The sequence below is a fragment of the Fervidobacterium pennivorans DSM 9078 genome, assembly GCF_000235405.2.
In the GTDB taxonomy this organism is placed as follows: Bacteria; Thermotogota; Thermotogae; order Thermotogales; family Fervidobacteriaceae; genus Fervidobacterium; species Fervidobacterium pennivorans.
Map to the genome: position 1 here is coordinate 1,850,448 of NC_017095.1, position 15,377 is coordinate 1,865,824.

The following is a 15,377-nucleotide window of genomic DNA, read 5'->3' on the forward strand; positions in this document are numbered from 1 at the left end:
TGCCACTTTTAAGGGAAGCAGATAACAAAGGAGACCGTTTGAAACTTTTCACAAGAGCTTACTCAGAATTTTAGGTTAGCAAAAATTGAAGATTAGATTGTGTAAGTAAAATTGCAAAAAAACGCAAAAACTTTAAAAATTGTCGCTCTGTATGCTTGTAAAGTGTACGGTGCTTTTTAATTAAATTGAAGCTGCGAGTTTTGTGGTAAAATATCAAAAACAAGCGAAATTACAAAGGAGCGGTCGAGGTTGAAAAAAAGTGGTGCGAAAATACAAGAACGTTCGAAAAAGATAGCTTACATAGGTTTAATCCTTGGCTTTCTTTTCGTGTTCGTTTACCTTGGTCATGCAACGCCAAGCGAGTGGACATTCCTTATACTTGCTTCTTACTTAGCTTATGCTCCATACCTTTTGTTTGATAGCTTTTTTGCAGGGTTTTGGACTGTTGTCGGTTTAAATGTACTCGCTTACCTATTTATACCGAGAATTGGATATGTTACTACGTTTACGTTCATTTCTTTTTACGTTCCAGTGAGATATATAATAATGAAGAAATTATCAGCACTGCCTTCCTGGATTTTTAAATACGTTTATTTCAATTTTGCATTTTTTGGTTGGGTTTATGTCCAAAGCAAGGTACTTGGTATCGATATACTTTCACAAACAGCAACAGGTATTGCCAAAGTGATTCCCGTGAGCGAAGCTTTGGTATTTTATGGTATAATTATCTTTGGCAACATTTTTTTCGCAGCATACGAATATCTTTTTGAAAGAGTTGTTCAAGAGATGAAAAGGTGGATTGAAAAGATATTAATAAAATGAATAATTGACAGGTTGGGGGTGTTGTACTTGGCACGTAGTTTGTATGAGCTTCTCAATGTAGAACCAGATACACCCCATATACGGATTGAGGCACTATACAGAGAGTATCTTGAAAAGTATGATCCGAAAAGATACGAAAATAGTCCACTTAAGCCTATTGCTACGGCAAAATACAATGAGCTGATTGAAGCCTATGAAGTATATAAAAGAGGGCAAGGTGATGAAATGATACCAGTTGAGTATTCAAAGTTTGGTGGTTATGCAGATTCTACATTAAAGGGTTATAGACCTGGATATTATTACAGAAGAAATGACGGTTGCTGTGACGATGTGTGTCGATGTATCGGTTGTCTTTGGGTTGGCGATACTTGTTGCGAGTGCATGGGCGGAGATTGCATTTCGTGTATGTAAATTCTTTGATTTTGTTAAGTGGGTGTTTTTATGTTTGGATATGTCAAACCAGAAAAAAGCGAACTAAAGGTTAGGGAACTGAACGAATTTCGTGCGTTTTATTGTGGAGTTTGCACAAGTTTACATAAATCGCGATACCTTGCAAAGTTGTTTCTGAGCTATGATGCTGTTTTTTTCGCACTGATTTTAACTTCGATTAGAGGCAAGATACTTGAATACAAAAAGCGTTTTTGCGGGGTTGGGTTAAGAAATATTTTGTATTACGAAAGTGAAGAGATAAGTCTTGCTGCAAGTAATTTTCTTTTGCTACTGAAATACAAACTTTTAGACGATGTGAGAGACGAAAGGAATTTTGTTGAAGCTCTGCTTTTGAACTTTTTTAAAAACATCACAGGGAGCTCCGCTACTTTAGAATCTCGCCTTCAAGCTCTTATTAGAGAACTTAGTGAGACAGAAAGAAAACGTGAACCCACCGTTGACAAGCCTGCTGAGATTTTTGGTAATATCGTTGCACTGTTTTTTGAAGATTTGGGTGAGCTGTCTTCTGAACAAAGGACGGTGTTAATACATCTTGCCAGGCATATTGGAAAATGGATATACGTGCTTGATGCGTTCGATGATTTGAAAAAGGACATAAGTAAAGGGAACTACAATCCATTGGCTATTCAGTTTGGATTTACCCATGGGATGGATATTCAAGAGTTTATTGACAAGATTAGGCCTAAGGTTAGGGAGTACTTATTCAAGATTTATGATGAAGTGGTCCTTGCTTACAATTTACTTGAGTTGAAGACATACAAAGGAATTCTTGACAATATAGTCTACCTTGGACTGTTTGAAGAGACGGAACGTGTTTTAAGCGGAAGAAAAACATGCAAAAAGCTTTATACGGCGTAATTTTTTTAATTCATCAGTTTGCAATGCTCTCTTGCACTTTTAAAATGTGAAGAGCTATGGTAAAATAAACAAGCTAGCACAAAAAGGTTGTAGAAGTTAGAGGCTTTTTTGAAAAGCCTATTTTTGTTAATCAGGAGGTTTTAGGATGATAAGATGGAACTTGTATTCTTTTGGTGAGTTTATTCCACATTGGTATAAGTGGGAAGACGGAACGAAGTTTGTTGTAGTTTACGGCACATATGAGATAGGTGATTGGGTTTTCCAAGATTCGAAATTGGAGATAGAACTAATTGAGGTTCCAGATGAGATAAGAGACCTAAGAGAAATATACGAATTCCCCTGGGAGAGATTTAAGATACTACCAACGGATAAAACGGTGGTTGTTAGTCAAGGGAACTTAGAGGATATCGCAGAAACAGAATTTGAAAAGTTTGTATTGGGACTTGATAATAAAAGTGAGGGTTAGTAAATTCATTGAGATTCTCCAGGACGATATAAAACAATAAAGCAAAAATAAAGCGGGCATGATTTCGCCCGCTTTTGTTTTATACTCACTTTTACTCAATATAGCTCAGATTTTTGTCATGATTTCTAGGATGAATTTTGCAGTCTTTCTGAGAGTTTCATCTTTTATTTGTGCCATTTCCTCTTCAGATGGTTGATAACCAATTGCTTTGAATAGATTAATCGTAAATGTCTCATAATCCGAGCAATCGGTATCAAAGAAATCGTCCAAGGGCGATTCCAGTAGAGAGATTAATTTTGTTGAAAATGGGAAGTGAATTTCTTCAATTTCGCCGTGGATGTCTTCAATGATGTGGTCTATATTCTTGTCGCCAGAGAGTATGTGTTGGTATAGCCTCAGTATTGCTGTCGAGCATGCAAGTGGAAGTCCTGCCCCCATAGTTGTTAGCGTAATTTTAGTGGCATTCTTTTCCATAATTATCGGTTCAGTGCCTGCTATGTACATACCAGCCAGGATATAGGGGAAGTAATCGGTGCTTGCCTTATTGACATCTTTCAACACAGGTTCAATGTTCAGTAGCTTTATGAATTCTTCAATGATTATTTCTCCATTATCATCGGTTGATTGTATAATAATTTCTAAGGCTTCTTCAAATGGGAAATCGACTTTTTCAAGGATTTCTTCTGATTTTTTCATTTCATTTTCGAACTCTTCATCGTAACGCTTTTTACCAACAAAGAACTGAATTCTCTCGAAGTTTTCTGGGAAATCCTCTTGCACTTTTTCAAAGGTTTCGTAAGCTTCTTCATATAGTCCAAGTCGACGTTGGAGTATGCCAAGCTCGTTGATTACTTCAGGAGCTTCGTATTGTTTAGCTAATTCAAGTAAGAGGTTGTAAGCCTCGAAATGTTTGCCAAGTTTTGTCAGAGTGTAAGCAAGGTTATACATAATCTCGGGTTTTTTAGAAATTTCCAAACCTTTTCTGAAGATTTCTTCTGCTTTTTCGTATTGTTGACGTAGGTTATACACGACTCCAAGTCTCAAGTATGCTTCTGGCATCGGCTCAAATTTTATGCCTTCGGCAGACAATTCGCGTGTCTCCAGTTTTTGAATTATCGAACGGTAAATTACCTCGGCGTCGCTCAGTTGTCCAAGTTCCATGTATATGTCCCCGATTTTTAAAAGAGGGAGTAAGAAGTTCGGGTCACTTTGGTAAGCTTTTGTGTAGGCTTCCATGGCTTCATCGTAATCTTTTTTGGCAAACAACACGTTGCCAAGTTCGTAATACGCAAGTGAGAAATTAGGATTAAGAGCTAGCGATTGTTTAAGTGCTATTTCTGCAAGGTCATAATTTGCCAATTTGGCTTGCAAGATAGCGTTGTAGAAATAGTATCGGTAATCTTCTTGGAGTTCTTTGGCTGTCTTTAGAATTTGCTCTGCTTCTTCAAACTTTTTTTCGTTGATTAGTATTTTGAACTTTTCATATAGAAAGTAAAGCAAATAAGATTTCCAGTATTCGCTCTTTTCTACCTTGTATTGTTCTTGAAGCCCTCTCAGTATCACATCGATTGGTATATTATTCTGGTCTGTTACAAGAAGAAGGTCTTCCGCAAGAATAGGTAATTTAACCGGCAAGTTCAACTTTTTTGCAACTTCCGGTTTAATGGGAAGATATACTATCGCCTTTATTTTCTCCACCTCGCTTTTTGATTAATTCTAATTATCCAAGAGATCCTAATTTTCTTCCTCCGATTATGTGGAAGTGAATATGGTGCACTTCTTGTCCTGCATCTTTGCCGTTGTTTTGAACAATTCTGTAGCTTTCCAAACCACTTGTTTTGGTTACGGTCTTTATGACTTCGAACAATTTCCACATCTTTTGACTATCCTCAACAGAAAGTTCACTAACCGTTGGCACATGCTTTTTGTAAATCACCAGTAGGTGGACAGGTGCAACAGGTCTAATGTCTTTAATGACTATGAAATCTTCATCTTCATACACTTTTTCTGAAGAGATTTCTCCGTTTATAATCTTGCAGAACACACAATCTGCCATATACAACCCCCCTCGAAACTACTAAAAAAGTTATTGTTCTTGAATTTTTGTAATCTTGTTTGTTTTGCTTTCTAACAAGTAGTATTTTGCGTTTCCAACGCTTAATTGGTTGACATTGGTTTTAAATAGGTAGGCAATTGAATAGTTTTCGACTTTTGCGTTTATTAACGACGAATTTTTAATTTTCAGAACACTACCTTTAGACAGCTGTAAGTCTGTAATTTTTGAGGATACAAGAGCAACCGATGAAAGGTCAGAGACCGAAAATTTGTCAAACCGAGAGTTGTACGAAATAACTTTTGATACTAATCCAACTTTTACGTTATTAACAGCTGCGTTGTTTATCACAACATTCCCACAATTTTGAATTTCAAGTTCTTCAATTGATGAATCGATGATATAAACTGTATAAACACCGTTGATTGATACCTTACTAAGCGAGGATTTTCTAATTACTACAAAGTTAGTTAAATTGGCATCAATGTTTCGAAGATTTGAACCGTCTACAAAAATCAGCGCACCCCTGTCTGAGGTAATATCAATTCCGGGACCAATGGCACTAACATAAGCTGAACCGTTATCGGAAACTGTGAGTTTTCCACTTCCCAAGAAGCTAACTAGTCCTGTTGTTACAAGAGCACCCTTGATATTCAGTTCGGCATTGAGAGCGGTGATGATTGTAACTCCACCTTCCAGCATAAGAGCACTTTTCTCGGGTAGTATGGTTTTGCTGATTATCTTGTAAGGTGATTTTGAAGAAAGTAGGAACTTCCTACCAGAAATATTTGTAATCGGGTTTTGTGAATCAAGTATGTCAAGTTTCTCAAGTGTTGGCGGAACAAAAGCAACATCCGTTACATTATCAAAATCATCACTCGCAACTGCCAGATAGAATTTGTCAGAAAGTTTGATTTCGTTTGATTTATCAATGGCTTTCAGGGCTCTTACCGTTGGGTCGTAAAATGTGACTGTGCTGTCAAAGACATACGTATAGACTTCCGTAATTCCATTCAGTCGAATTTTGTCGGGAGCGGTTTTTACTTCAACGGTGTATTTTTGGTCATTTATGGTTATAGTTCTCTTCCCATCAGCCAAGAGCATTCCATCGAGAAATGTGAAAGGAAAGTTTTTTCCATCAACTTTGAGTTCTTTTCCCAGTTCAATTTTGTTAATCCCCAATTTTTGTGGGACTAAAACCCCGGCAGTTGCTATGACTGCCGGGATAATTAAAATTATCAAAGGCAAAATTACAGATAATTCAAAATGCTTTTCTTTGTGAATATATCTCGCAACTCTTTCCATCTTATCATCTCTTCTTATTCTTTCTTCCTTATTTCCTTTCCCCTCTAAGCACGGCTGAACAGCGAGGACATGTTTCTGGGTGTTCTAGGTCTTTACCGGTATCTGGGTGGTATTTCCAACAGCGCTGACATTTTTGACCTTCTGCTCTTTGGACTAAAACATTTGCAAACTGACCGTTTAATCCAGAGATGTTTTCAGACAAAGTCACTTTTGAAACAATGAAGAATTCTTCAAGCAGTGACTCGTATTTTCTGAGCAAGTTTTTCAATTCTTCGTTCTTTGCTTCGATTATTACATGGGCATCGAGTGAATGACCGATAATATCAGATGCCCTGGCGTTTTCCAGTGCTTTCAGCACATCGTCCCTTATGAGTAGCAAATGATCGAATTCCTCAAGAAGCGCTTCGTCGATAAATTCTTTTCTGACTTCTGGCCAGTATTCAAGATGCACGCTTTCGTATCTCTTCAAATGGCTTTCTTGGTATGCTTCTTCTGCCGTGAATGGAATAATTGGTGCAAGAATCTTTATCAGTGCTTCAAGTATGTAGTGTAGAGCAGTTTGAGCAGACCTTCTGTAGATTGAATCTTTTGCCTCGACGTAGAGTCTGTCTTTGAGTATATCTAAATACACAGCACTTAGTTCTGTGGTGCAGTATTTGACAGTTGCGTTGTAGACTTTGGAGTATTCGAATCCTTCGTAGTATTGTGTTATCTGTTCGATGAATTTTTGAAGTCTGCCAAGTGCCCATTTGTCCAATGGGAGCAGTTTTTCGTATGGTAGCAAGTCTGCTTCTGTAAAGTCATAAAGGTTACTGAGCAAATATCTCAGGGTGTTTCTCAACTTTCTGTAGACCTCAACTTGCTGTTCTATTATGTTCTTACCAACCCTGATGTTATCAAAGAAGTCCGTGCTTGCAACCCACAATCTCAATATGTCAGCACCATACTTGTTGACAATTTCCATTGGATCAATTACGTTTCCGAGAGATTTACTCATCTTTCTGCCTTGTTCATCTTTGATGAAACCGTGCGTGACAACAGCTTTGAATGGTGCAGTTCCCGCTTTTGCAGTGGATAAGAATATGGAGCTTTGGAACCAACCTCTGTGTTGGTCATCACCTTCTAAGTATAGGTCAACTGGGAACCTCTCACCTTTGGAGCGTATCACCGCTTCCCATGAACATCCAGAATCTATCCAAACATCTAATGTATCATGTGTCTTTTCAAAATTCTTGCTTCCGCAAGCTGGGCATTTGAAATCTGCTGGAATTAGTTCGTTAACGTCAAGCTCGAACCAGGCATCTGTGCCTTTTTCTTTTACTATATTTGCAAAGTGCTCGATTACTTTTGGCTCGAGTGTAACTTCGCCACAGTCTTTACATTTTACCGCTGGAATTGGTACTCCCCAAACCCTTTGACGTGAAATCGTCCAGTCAGGTCTTTCCTGAACCATTGCGGTGATACGTGTTTCACCCCAAGCAGGATACCATTTAACTTTCTTTATCTCCTCGAGCACTTTACCTCGTAAGTTATTTTTATCAACGGAGATGAACCATTGTGGTGTGGCACGGAACATAACCGGTCCTTTACAACGCCAGCAGTGTGGGTAGCTATGGCTAATCTTTCCCGCTTTAATCAAAGAACCGTTGTTTTTTAGGTCTTCAACTATAACTTTGTTGGCATCCCATATCTTTAATCCTTCATATTTTCCTGCCTCTTTTGTGAATCTACCTTCGTCATCCACGGGCGAAAGAACTGGAAGATTGTATTTTAAACCCGTTTGATAGTCTTCTTCACCGTGTCCCGGAGCTGTATGGACACAACCGGTACCATCTTCAAGAGTTACGTAATCGGCAAGAACGACAACAGAAGTTCTGTCGTAAAGTGGGTGTTTTGTAAGTTTGCCTTCAAGTTCTTTGCCTACGAATTTTTCAACAACTTCAAAGTCAATACCAACATCTGCCGCGAACTTTTGAAGTAGGCCTTCTGCAACAATCCAGTATTCTTCGTCGACTTTTATTTTGACATATGTGTAATCTGGATGGAGCGCGATAGCAACATTTGCTGGGATAGTCCAAGGGGTTGTGGTCCAGATTACAATATACGTGTCTGGTTTATCGACCATTTGGAATTTTACATAAATTGATGGAGATTCGTGGTCGTGGTATTCGATTTCTGCTTCCGCAAGGGCTGTTCTACACGTTGGACACCAATAAACAGGCTTGTTACCACGATAGACGTTGCCGTTTTCCACCAACGTTTTAAATACATCGAGTATATGGTATTCGTAATCTGGGTCAAGTGTTATGTATGGATGTTCCCAGTCACCTTTTACGCCGAGTCGTTTGAATTCCTCTCTCTGAATGTCTACGTATTTCAGAGCAAACTCTTTGCAAAGCTTTCTTATTTCGGCTGGTGATTTTTTCTTTGCTTCTTCTCCCAAGGATGTTGTAACTCTGTGTTCAATTGGCAATCCGTGTGTATCCCATCCAGGAACGAAAGGCACTCTGTAACCGCGCATGGTTTTGTATCTGGTGACGAAATCTTTCAGTATCTTATTCATAGCGGTACCAAGATGGATGTCTCCATTTGCGTACGGAGGTCCATCGTGTAGAAGGTATGTTGGTGCATTTGCTCTTGTTTCCAAAGTCTTTTTGTAAATCTCCTTTTCTTCCCAGAATTTCAACATCTCCGGTTCCTTGTTCACAAGGTTAGCCTTCATTTGAAAGTTTGTTTGTGGTAAGTTCAGCGTTGCTTTATAGTCCAATTTGAGCACCTCCTAATGCAGTTTTATCCTATCAGCTATTTTATAATAGAAAAAAAGGGGTGATGCCCACCCCTTTCTTGAAAGGTGTGGGCACCATTCACATGTTAATCAAACGACTGATTACTTCTTTTAATTCAGTTAAATCAGCAGACTTCACAATGTAGGCATCAGCTGCCCAAGAAGCCATATCGCTTTTGTAATGAGAGTAAGCAGTCAATAGAACCAATTTTGTTTCCCGCCTGATTTCTCTCAGTTTACCCGCAAGTTCCAATCCGTTCATGCTTCCAGGCATCTCGATATCGATAGTAACAAGATCATACTGTTTTTCACCAAATTTTTTTAGCGCTTCGTCAGCATTTTCAGCTTCATCTACTTCATAACCAGCGTCCATTAATTCTTCGGCTATTAGTAATCTCATGTTGGGTTCATCTTCAACTACGAGAATTCTTTTGGGCATACTCTTACCCCCTTTCTCGGGGATATTATACCATATGAATTGTTAATATTTCAACTCATCGATAACAAGTTTCTGTTAATTACCTTTGTACATTACCATAGCTGATATAGCTTTAATATTTATCTTACCGCTAACTTGGTAGAGAACCTTTGTTCCTGCGTTATCTTTGTCAACAACGACGTTCCAAGTCCCATCCGGAAGTGTGAATTGTTGGTCTTTTGTGTCACCGTTGTAGATTACGAGTATTTCCTTCCATGGGTCTTTCTCATCTTTAAGTACAAATGCTACCATCTTTCTTGGACTTGGTAAGAATGTCAGTTTCTTTCTTATATCCTCGGCGGTCCTTTGCCTAAACGCAATGTGTGATTTTCTCAGTTCGATTAGACCTTTGTAGTAATTGAAAACATCTATAAACTCGGCTTTTCTAGCGTAGTCAAGTCCGTTTATGGAGATTGGTGATTTGTAAGAGTTCTCATCGAATTTCTTTGTTCTAGCGAAATCTTGACCTGCATGCAAGAATGGTATACCTTGTGATGTCAACAATATAGCACCAGCAAGCTTTTGAGCGTCTTTGAGCATTTCTTCAGTCCACTTTACCGTTGTATCCGCCTGTGCTGCCAGGTAGTTTTTGTCCCACAAGGTGTGGTTATCATGAACTTCGACGTAGTTGATAGTTTCCTGTGGGTCTTTCGCAAAGCTTCGAATTACTTCGTCGTATTCGATGCTACCTGCAACTCCGCGTTTTACACCTGTTTCTTTGGCAAGAGCGCCCATCAAGAAGCCCTTGACAGTTGCGTTGAAAACAGAACCACGGAGTGCATCTCTGAATTCATCGTTGAACGCGGCGATACCTGTACCACCAACATCGGCTTTTCCAAATCTAATGGGTGCTCCCCAACCGCCCCAAGGTTCACCGTAAAGAACCACAGAAGGCTCTATCTTTGAGAGTTCTGATTTTATCGCAAGCATTGTCACCTTATCCATTAATCCCATCTGGTCAAATCTGAAACCATCAATTTTGTATTCCGTGACCCACCATTTGAGTGTGTCGACTATGTATTTTCTCATCATCGGTCTTTCGCTTGCAATGACATTACCACAGCCACTTTCGTTCAAATATGCACCTGTTTTGTCAATTCTGTAGAAGTAATATGGAACTGCCTGGTCGAATGGAGACATTACACCAACGCCCCATGTATGTGGGAAGACCATATCAAGGATAACCCTTATACCATTTTCATGGAGTGCTTTAACCATTTGTTTGACTTCGATAATTCTTGTGTATGGGTTGATTGGGTCTGTTGAGTAGCGTCCTTCTGGAACTGTAAAGAGGTATGGGTCATAACCCCAGTTGTAACTTCTTTCAAAATCTTTATCAGCTTCATCGCCTGTCCAGAAATCGAACATTGGAAGAATATGAACGTGAGTAACCCCGAGTTCAACGAGGTGGTCAAGACCAGTTGTTACACCATTAGGACCTCTTGTGCCTTTTTCTGTGAGTCCCAAGTAAAGTGCTTTGTTCTTGACGCCAGAATTATCGAGTCCGGTCATATCTGCGATGTGGATTTCGTATATTATCGCATCTTCTGGGGCAACTAGTGGTGGTCGTGCGACTTTTTCCCAGCTCTCTGGATTTGTTTTGCTGAAGTCAATGATAGCACTCTTGGCAGAATTCTTCGTTACCGCTTTTGAGAAGTAATCAACTGATTCTCTATATTCTCCATAGCTGAAGTACCTGATTTTGTAGAACCATCCATCCCAGTTTCCTTCAAGGACGGCTTCCCATGCCCCGTTGCCTATATATTTCATTGGAACAACTTGCGTTGGTTCTTTATCATCCCAATTTTTGTAAAGTAGCACATCAACAGTTTTTGAAACAGGTGACCAAACCCTTATCGTTGTCTTTTCAGGGGTGTATTCAAATCCGAGTGGACCATCGTAATAAATCTTGTCCAAAATTTCCATCATGATGACCCTTGCCGGTTTGTACCCTTCTATCTCTACTTGGACATCTTTGTTAACATCCTCAAGTTTGATAGGTTCAGCGAGAACAACTTTGACATGGTTTGTTCTGGAAATATCCGTCGGATTGGCTTTCTCGACACGAGCTATTTTGAGTGGTTGACCGTCTACCGTAACTTTTGCACCGACTTTTGTTGTGTCGACTTGACCTGTTAAATATGCTTCGATTGTGTATTGGTCCCTAGCCTGTGCAAAGAGCACACGAGGGCTTGTGTCTGGTTTTGTTGTGTAAATCTGTTCTATTCCTTGCAAGAGCCACACCTCCGCCTTACCATCTTTGATTGTTATGAATCTATCCATTGCAACATCTTTTTCTCTCCATTCTCCAAGTCTAACTATTATTCCAACTTTCGTTAATGTCTCCGGGAATTTAACTTTTGCAACAACTCCAAAATCATCTTTTTCTGTGAACTGATAAGCTGCACCTTCTTTTGAAATAGGTTCAACCCACCAAATCCAAAGGTTCCATCCGTCGTAGTTACCATCCCACCTGTGATAATGGATAATCAGCTCTGTTTCCGCAAAGCTTATCGATAATGCGAATACGATGAGCGTAATAACTGAAAGCTTTTTGAGCAGACCCATACTTGAATCTCTAAACATACCCTGACACCTCCTTAAATTGGTGTTTTTGAACAACTATATTGTACCCAAAGTATTATACATTATCCCAGATTTTTTTCTACAAATTTTTGGAAATGTTTCCAGTGAAAAAAGAGACGAGCAGCACCTCAAATAATCGAACTTAACAATTCTTAACATATTAAAAATTTTACTTAATGGACCTCTGAGAAAATAAAAGCGAACTTTAAAACAGGAGGTGGAAGGTATGAGGAAGTTCATTTTAACGATAGCATTTGTTTCACTTTTTGCGGTTTTTGGTTTTGCGACTGCGTTGGTTATAAAAGGTTCGAACACGATGCTTGACATTGCGCAGTTGTGGGTCGAAGAGTTCAACAAACAGAATCCAGACATCAAAGTTACACTTGAGGGGGCAGGTAGTTCAACGGGGATTGCAGCACTTTTTAACGGAACAACGGACATCGCAAACTCCAGTAGATGGTTTAAGGATTCTGAAGTTCAAAAGATGTTTGAAATGAAAAAGTGGTTTGCACCAGTTCTTGTTGCTTGGGATGGTATCGCAATAGTTGTTCACAAGGATTTGCCTATCAAGAACCTTACCATACAGCAAATAAAGGATATCTACACAGGAAAAATTACAAGATGGAACCAGATTGATCCGAACCTTCCGGCGAGAGATATTGTTGCTTTCTCCAGAAACACAGCTTCCGGAACGTTCGAAGTCTTCAAAGAAAAAGTGCTCGGTGATGAAAAGATGTCTCCAAGGGTAAGAATGCTTGAATCGTCTATGGCTGAGCTTGAAACTGTTGCCAAAACTCCGTATTCTATAGCTTACTTTGGTGTTGGCTACGTAGATCAGAGTGTAAAAGTTGTCTCCGTAAACGGAGTTATGCCAACAAAACAAAACATACTTTCTGCGAAGTATCCGCTTTCTCGTCCACTCTTCATTTTCATCGATGTTACAAAAGGTTGGCCTGAAGAAGGACCAGTTGCAGAATTCTTGAGATTTGTTATGTCAAAGAAAGGACAGGAACTTGTTGAAAAAGCAGGGTTTATCGCTGCTCTTGGACAGTAAGGAGGGTAGCAGATACTGAAAAGAAGGTTCTAAAAAACAAGAAAGGGGATGCCATGTGCGTAGAGAAATAAAAGATAAAACGCGCAAAGCTTTGATGGCAATATCTTCAGTCACAGCGATTGCTGCTCTCTTTGGAATATACTATTACCTTGTTAAAGAGTCGCTTCCAGCTATCCGCTCCGTTGGGGCGGAACTCTTTTTATCTGACCAATGGTATCCCGTTTGGGAACCAGGAGAATATGGAATGAGAGCGCTAATTATAAATTCTTTGATTGTAACTGTATTAGGGACGTTATTGGTTGTTCCTGTTGCATATTTCATAGCCATCTATTTACATGGATTTGCAACGAAGAAGGAAAAAGCAATTGTAAGGAGATTGATCGAGTATCTGTCAGGTATACCATCTGTAATCATTGCTTTTGTCTTTCTTACGTACCTCAGTCCCATTTTTCCGGCGATAGGTATATATTCTCCCCAGAATTTGTTACTTGCATTAATAGGTCTGTTCTTTTTGACAATACCGATAAGTACCGTATTAATATTAGAATCCTTAGACAGTGTTCCAAGAGAACTAGAGGAAGCGAGCGCGGCGCTTGGAGCACTCCCGTTGAAGACTTACATGAAGATCACGACTAAAGCAACACTGCCAGGTGTTATGAACGCGATAGTTTTAACGGCGAACAGGATAGTTGGCGAGACAATTGTTGTGTTGCTCCTTGGTGGGGGTGCAGCTATGGTGCCTACAAAACTAACGGACCCGTTTAAGACGTTGACAGCAGCTATTGCAAGTGAAATGCCGGAAGCTGCTAAATTTTCAATTCATTACAGCGCGTTATTCTTTGCAGGCTTGGTACTTGTAATCTTCTCAACGGTATTTGAACTCACATCGGTTATGTTGTTAAGGAGGAACCGAAGATGAAAAAAGTAGATAAATCACGTATCGTTGAAAACAGAAAGACAAGGCTTGTCCTACGAATTCTTACATACATTATTTCTTCACTTATCGTTGCTCTTTTCATACTTGCGTTTGTGCCGGGGTTAAAATACTGGTCGTGGGAGTTTTTCACTCAATTCCCAAAGGAACGTATGACCGATGGGGGTATATTTCCAGCCATTCTTGGTTCAATCTTACTAACCGTAACATCACTTGCGATAGCGATTCCACTTGGTGTGCTGTTGGGAATTGTGCTTTCGGAATATAATTTGACCTATATAAAGTTCGCAGTTACTATTTTGAGTGGTATACCTTCCGTTGTCTATGGACTTTTTGGATTGGGGTTGTTCTGTATCACAATGAACATGAGAACTTCCATTTTAGCTGGTGCCTTAACACTATCTTTGATGGTCTTGCCGGTTATATCATCATCAGTTTACGAAGTGATGCAAGCAATTCCAAGAGAACTTAGAGAGGCTGCATATGCTTTGGGTGCTCGAAAGAGCGAAGTAATATTTGAAATGTTAGTCCCTTCAGTTAGAAACACCATCCTTACCGTTTCATTTGTCAGCGCGGGCCGCGTGATTGGTGAAACAGCACCGCTTATTCTTACCGCTGCTGTTTTCTATGCAACACAATTACCGAAAAGTCTTCTTTCTCCAGTTATGACGATGCCAACTCACATATATTTCTTGACCGCCGCATATGGAAGTAGTGCTCGATGGATGGCAGAAGGAACAGCTTCTGTTCTTATACTATTTATAATTCTTGTCTACTCAATAGCATTTATGTTCAGGAGGGAAAAGAAATGACGGATACAGTGATTGAAATTAGGAATTTTAACGCTTATTATGGTGAGAAAATCGCTGTTAAGGATGCGAATTTGAAAATACAAAAGAACAAAATTACAGCAATAATGGGACCATCTGGTTGCGGTAAATCAACGTTGCTCAGAAGCATCAACAGGATAAATGACTTGATACCAGAGTTCAAAGTGCAAGGTGAGATACTATTTCACGATAAAAACATATACGACCCAGATGTTGATGTGTACACGCTCAGAAGAAGGATAGGGATGGTTTTCCAAAAACCAACGCCTTTTCCAATGTCTATCTTTGAGAACATTGCCTACGGCTTGAAATTGATAGGTGTAACCGATAAAAAGGAACTCAAAGAAAGGGTGCGTAATGCACTTGAGATGGCGGCTTTGTGGGATGAAGTTAAAGATGACCTTGAGAAAAGCGCTTTAAAACTGTCTGGTGGACAACAACAAAGACTTTGTATAGCGAGAACTATAGCAATAGAACCAGAAGTGATATTGTTTGATGAACCCACAAGTGCACTTGATCCGGTTGCTACGCAGAAAATAGAGGCTTTAATTGAAGAGCTTGCCGAGAAATTCACTATAGTCATTGTTACACATAATATAGGTCAGGCGTCGAGGATTTCAGATTACGTTGTCTTCATGTATCGTGGAGAGATAATTGAACAAAACATAACTTCAAAGTTGTTAACCAATCCACAAAATGAAATCACTCAGCAGTTCCTTAGTGGTAAAATAGGATAAATAGGATAATGATAGATAA

At 39.4% G+C, this 15,377-nt stretch carries 14 protein-coding genes; 8 read left to right on the forward strand and 6 right to left on the reverse strand.

The genetic code is table 11. The features are described 5' to 3' along the window. Window positions 1–249 precede the first annotated feature (249 nt). The 4 genes from FERPE_RS08755 (at window position 250) to FERPE_RS08770 (ending at window position 2,596) form a co-directional block, all read left to right on the forward strand. Window positions 250–822: a hypothetical protein gene (locus tag FERPE_RS08755; protein WP_014452266.1), complete on the forward strand. Its 573-nt coding sequence runs from the start codon at window positions 250–252 to the stop codon at window positions 820–822. A 27-nt stretch (window positions 823–849) separates the two neighbouring features. Next, complete coding sequence (locus FERPE_RS08760; protein ID WP_014452267.1) at window positions 850–1,233, forward strand: J domain-containing protein; 384 nt, start codon at window positions 850–852, stop codon at window positions 1,231–1,233. 30 nt (window positions 1,234–1,263) lie between these two features. Further along, window positions 1,264–2,130 carry a DUF5685 family protein gene (locus FERPE_RS08765; RefSeq protein ID WP_014452268.1) on the forward strand — a complete coding sequence of 289 codons (867 nt, stop codon included), beginning with the start codon at window positions 1,264–1,266 and terminating at the stop codon, window positions 2,128–2,130. Window positions 2,131–2,275: 145 nt separating this feature from the next. Beyond that, window positions 2,276–2,596, forward strand: a complete 321-nt coding sequence (locus FERPE_RS08770) for a hypothetical protein (RefSeq protein ID WP_014452269.1) — start codon at window positions 2,276–2,278, stop codon at window positions 2,594–2,596. Window positions 2,597–2,701: 105 nt separating this feature from the next. On the opposite strand, the gene FERPE_RS08775 is transcribed toward FERPE_RS08770, so the two are convergent. From FERPE_RS08775 to pulA, 6 genes are all read right to left on the reverse strand, one after another. Further along, window positions 2,702–4,294, reverse strand: coding sequence for a tetratricopeptide repeat protein (locus FERPE_RS08775; protein ID WP_014452270.1), 1,593 nt, complete (start codon window positions 4,292–4,294; stop codon window positions 2,702–2,704). Between the two features lie 22 nt (window positions 4,295–4,316). Beyond that, window positions 4,317–4,652, reverse strand: coding sequence for a histidine triad nucleotide-binding protein (locus tag FERPE_RS08780; protein WP_014452271.1), 336 nt, complete (start codon window positions 4,650–4,652; stop codon window positions 4,317–4,319). 30 nt (window positions 4,653–4,682) lie between these two features. After that, window positions 4,683–5,954 (reverse strand): hypothetical protein, encoded by a 1,272-nt coding sequence (locus tag FERPE_RS08785; RefSeq protein ID WP_014452272.1) that lies wholly within the window; start codon window positions 5,952–5,954, stop codon window positions 4,683–4,685. 28 nt (window positions 5,955–5,982) lie between these two features. Continuing rightward, window positions 5,983–8,721: an isoleucine--tRNA ligase gene (gene ileS, locus FERPE_RS08790; protein ID WP_014452273.1), complete on the reverse strand. Its 2,739-nt coding sequence runs from the start codon at window positions 8,719–8,721 to the stop codon at window positions 5,983–5,985. Between the two features lie 97 nt (window positions 8,722–8,818). Beyond that, window positions 8,819–9,178 carry a response regulator gene (locus FERPE_RS08795; RefSeq protein ID WP_014452274.1) on the reverse strand — a complete coding sequence of 120 codons (360 nt, stop codon included), beginning with the start codon at window positions 9,176–9,178 and terminating at the stop codon, window positions 8,819–8,821. 75 nt (window positions 9,179–9,253) lie between these two features. Further along, window positions 9,254–11,785 carry a type I pullulanase gene (gene pulA, locus FERPE_RS08800; protein ID WP_041263510.1) on the reverse strand — a complete coding sequence of 844 codons (2,532 nt, stop codon included), beginning with the start codon at window positions 11,783–11,785 and terminating at the stop codon, window positions 9,254–9,256. A 244-nt stretch (window positions 11,786–12,029) separates the two neighbouring features. Between pulA and FERPE_RS08805 the strand changes: the two genes are divergently transcribed. From FERPE_RS08805 to pstB, 4 genes are read left to right on the forward strand one after another with little or no spacing between them, the layout of a single operon-like run. Further along, window positions 12,030–12,857, forward strand: coding sequence for a phosphate ABC transporter substrate-binding protein (locus FERPE_RS08805; protein WP_014452276.1), 828 nt, complete (start codon window positions 12,030–12,032; stop codon window positions 12,855–12,857). 55 nt (window positions 12,858–12,912) lie between these two features. Then, the gene (locus tag FERPE_RS08810; RefSeq protein WP_014452277.1) at window positions 12,913–13,776 is read left to right on the forward strand and encodes a PstC family ABC transporter permease; all 864 of its coding nucleotides are present in this window, start codon (window positions 12,913–12,915) and stop codon (window positions 13,774–13,776) included. Beyond that, complete coding sequence (gene pstA / locus FERPE_RS08815; RefSeq protein WP_014452278.1) at window positions 13,773–14,603, forward strand: phosphate ABC transporter permease PstA; 831 nt, start codon at window positions 13,773–13,775, stop codon at window positions 14,601–14,603. Before FERPE_RS08810 ends, pstA begins: the two co-directional genes overlap by 4 nt. Further along, complete coding sequence (gene pstB, locus FERPE_RS08820) at window positions 14,600–15,358, forward strand: phosphate ABC transporter ATP-binding protein PstB (RefSeq protein WP_014452279.1); 759 nt, start codon at window positions 14,600–14,602, stop codon at window positions 15,356–15,358. Before pstA ends, pstB begins: the two co-directional genes overlap by 4 nt. Window positions 15,359–15,377 lie beyond the last annotated feature (19 nt).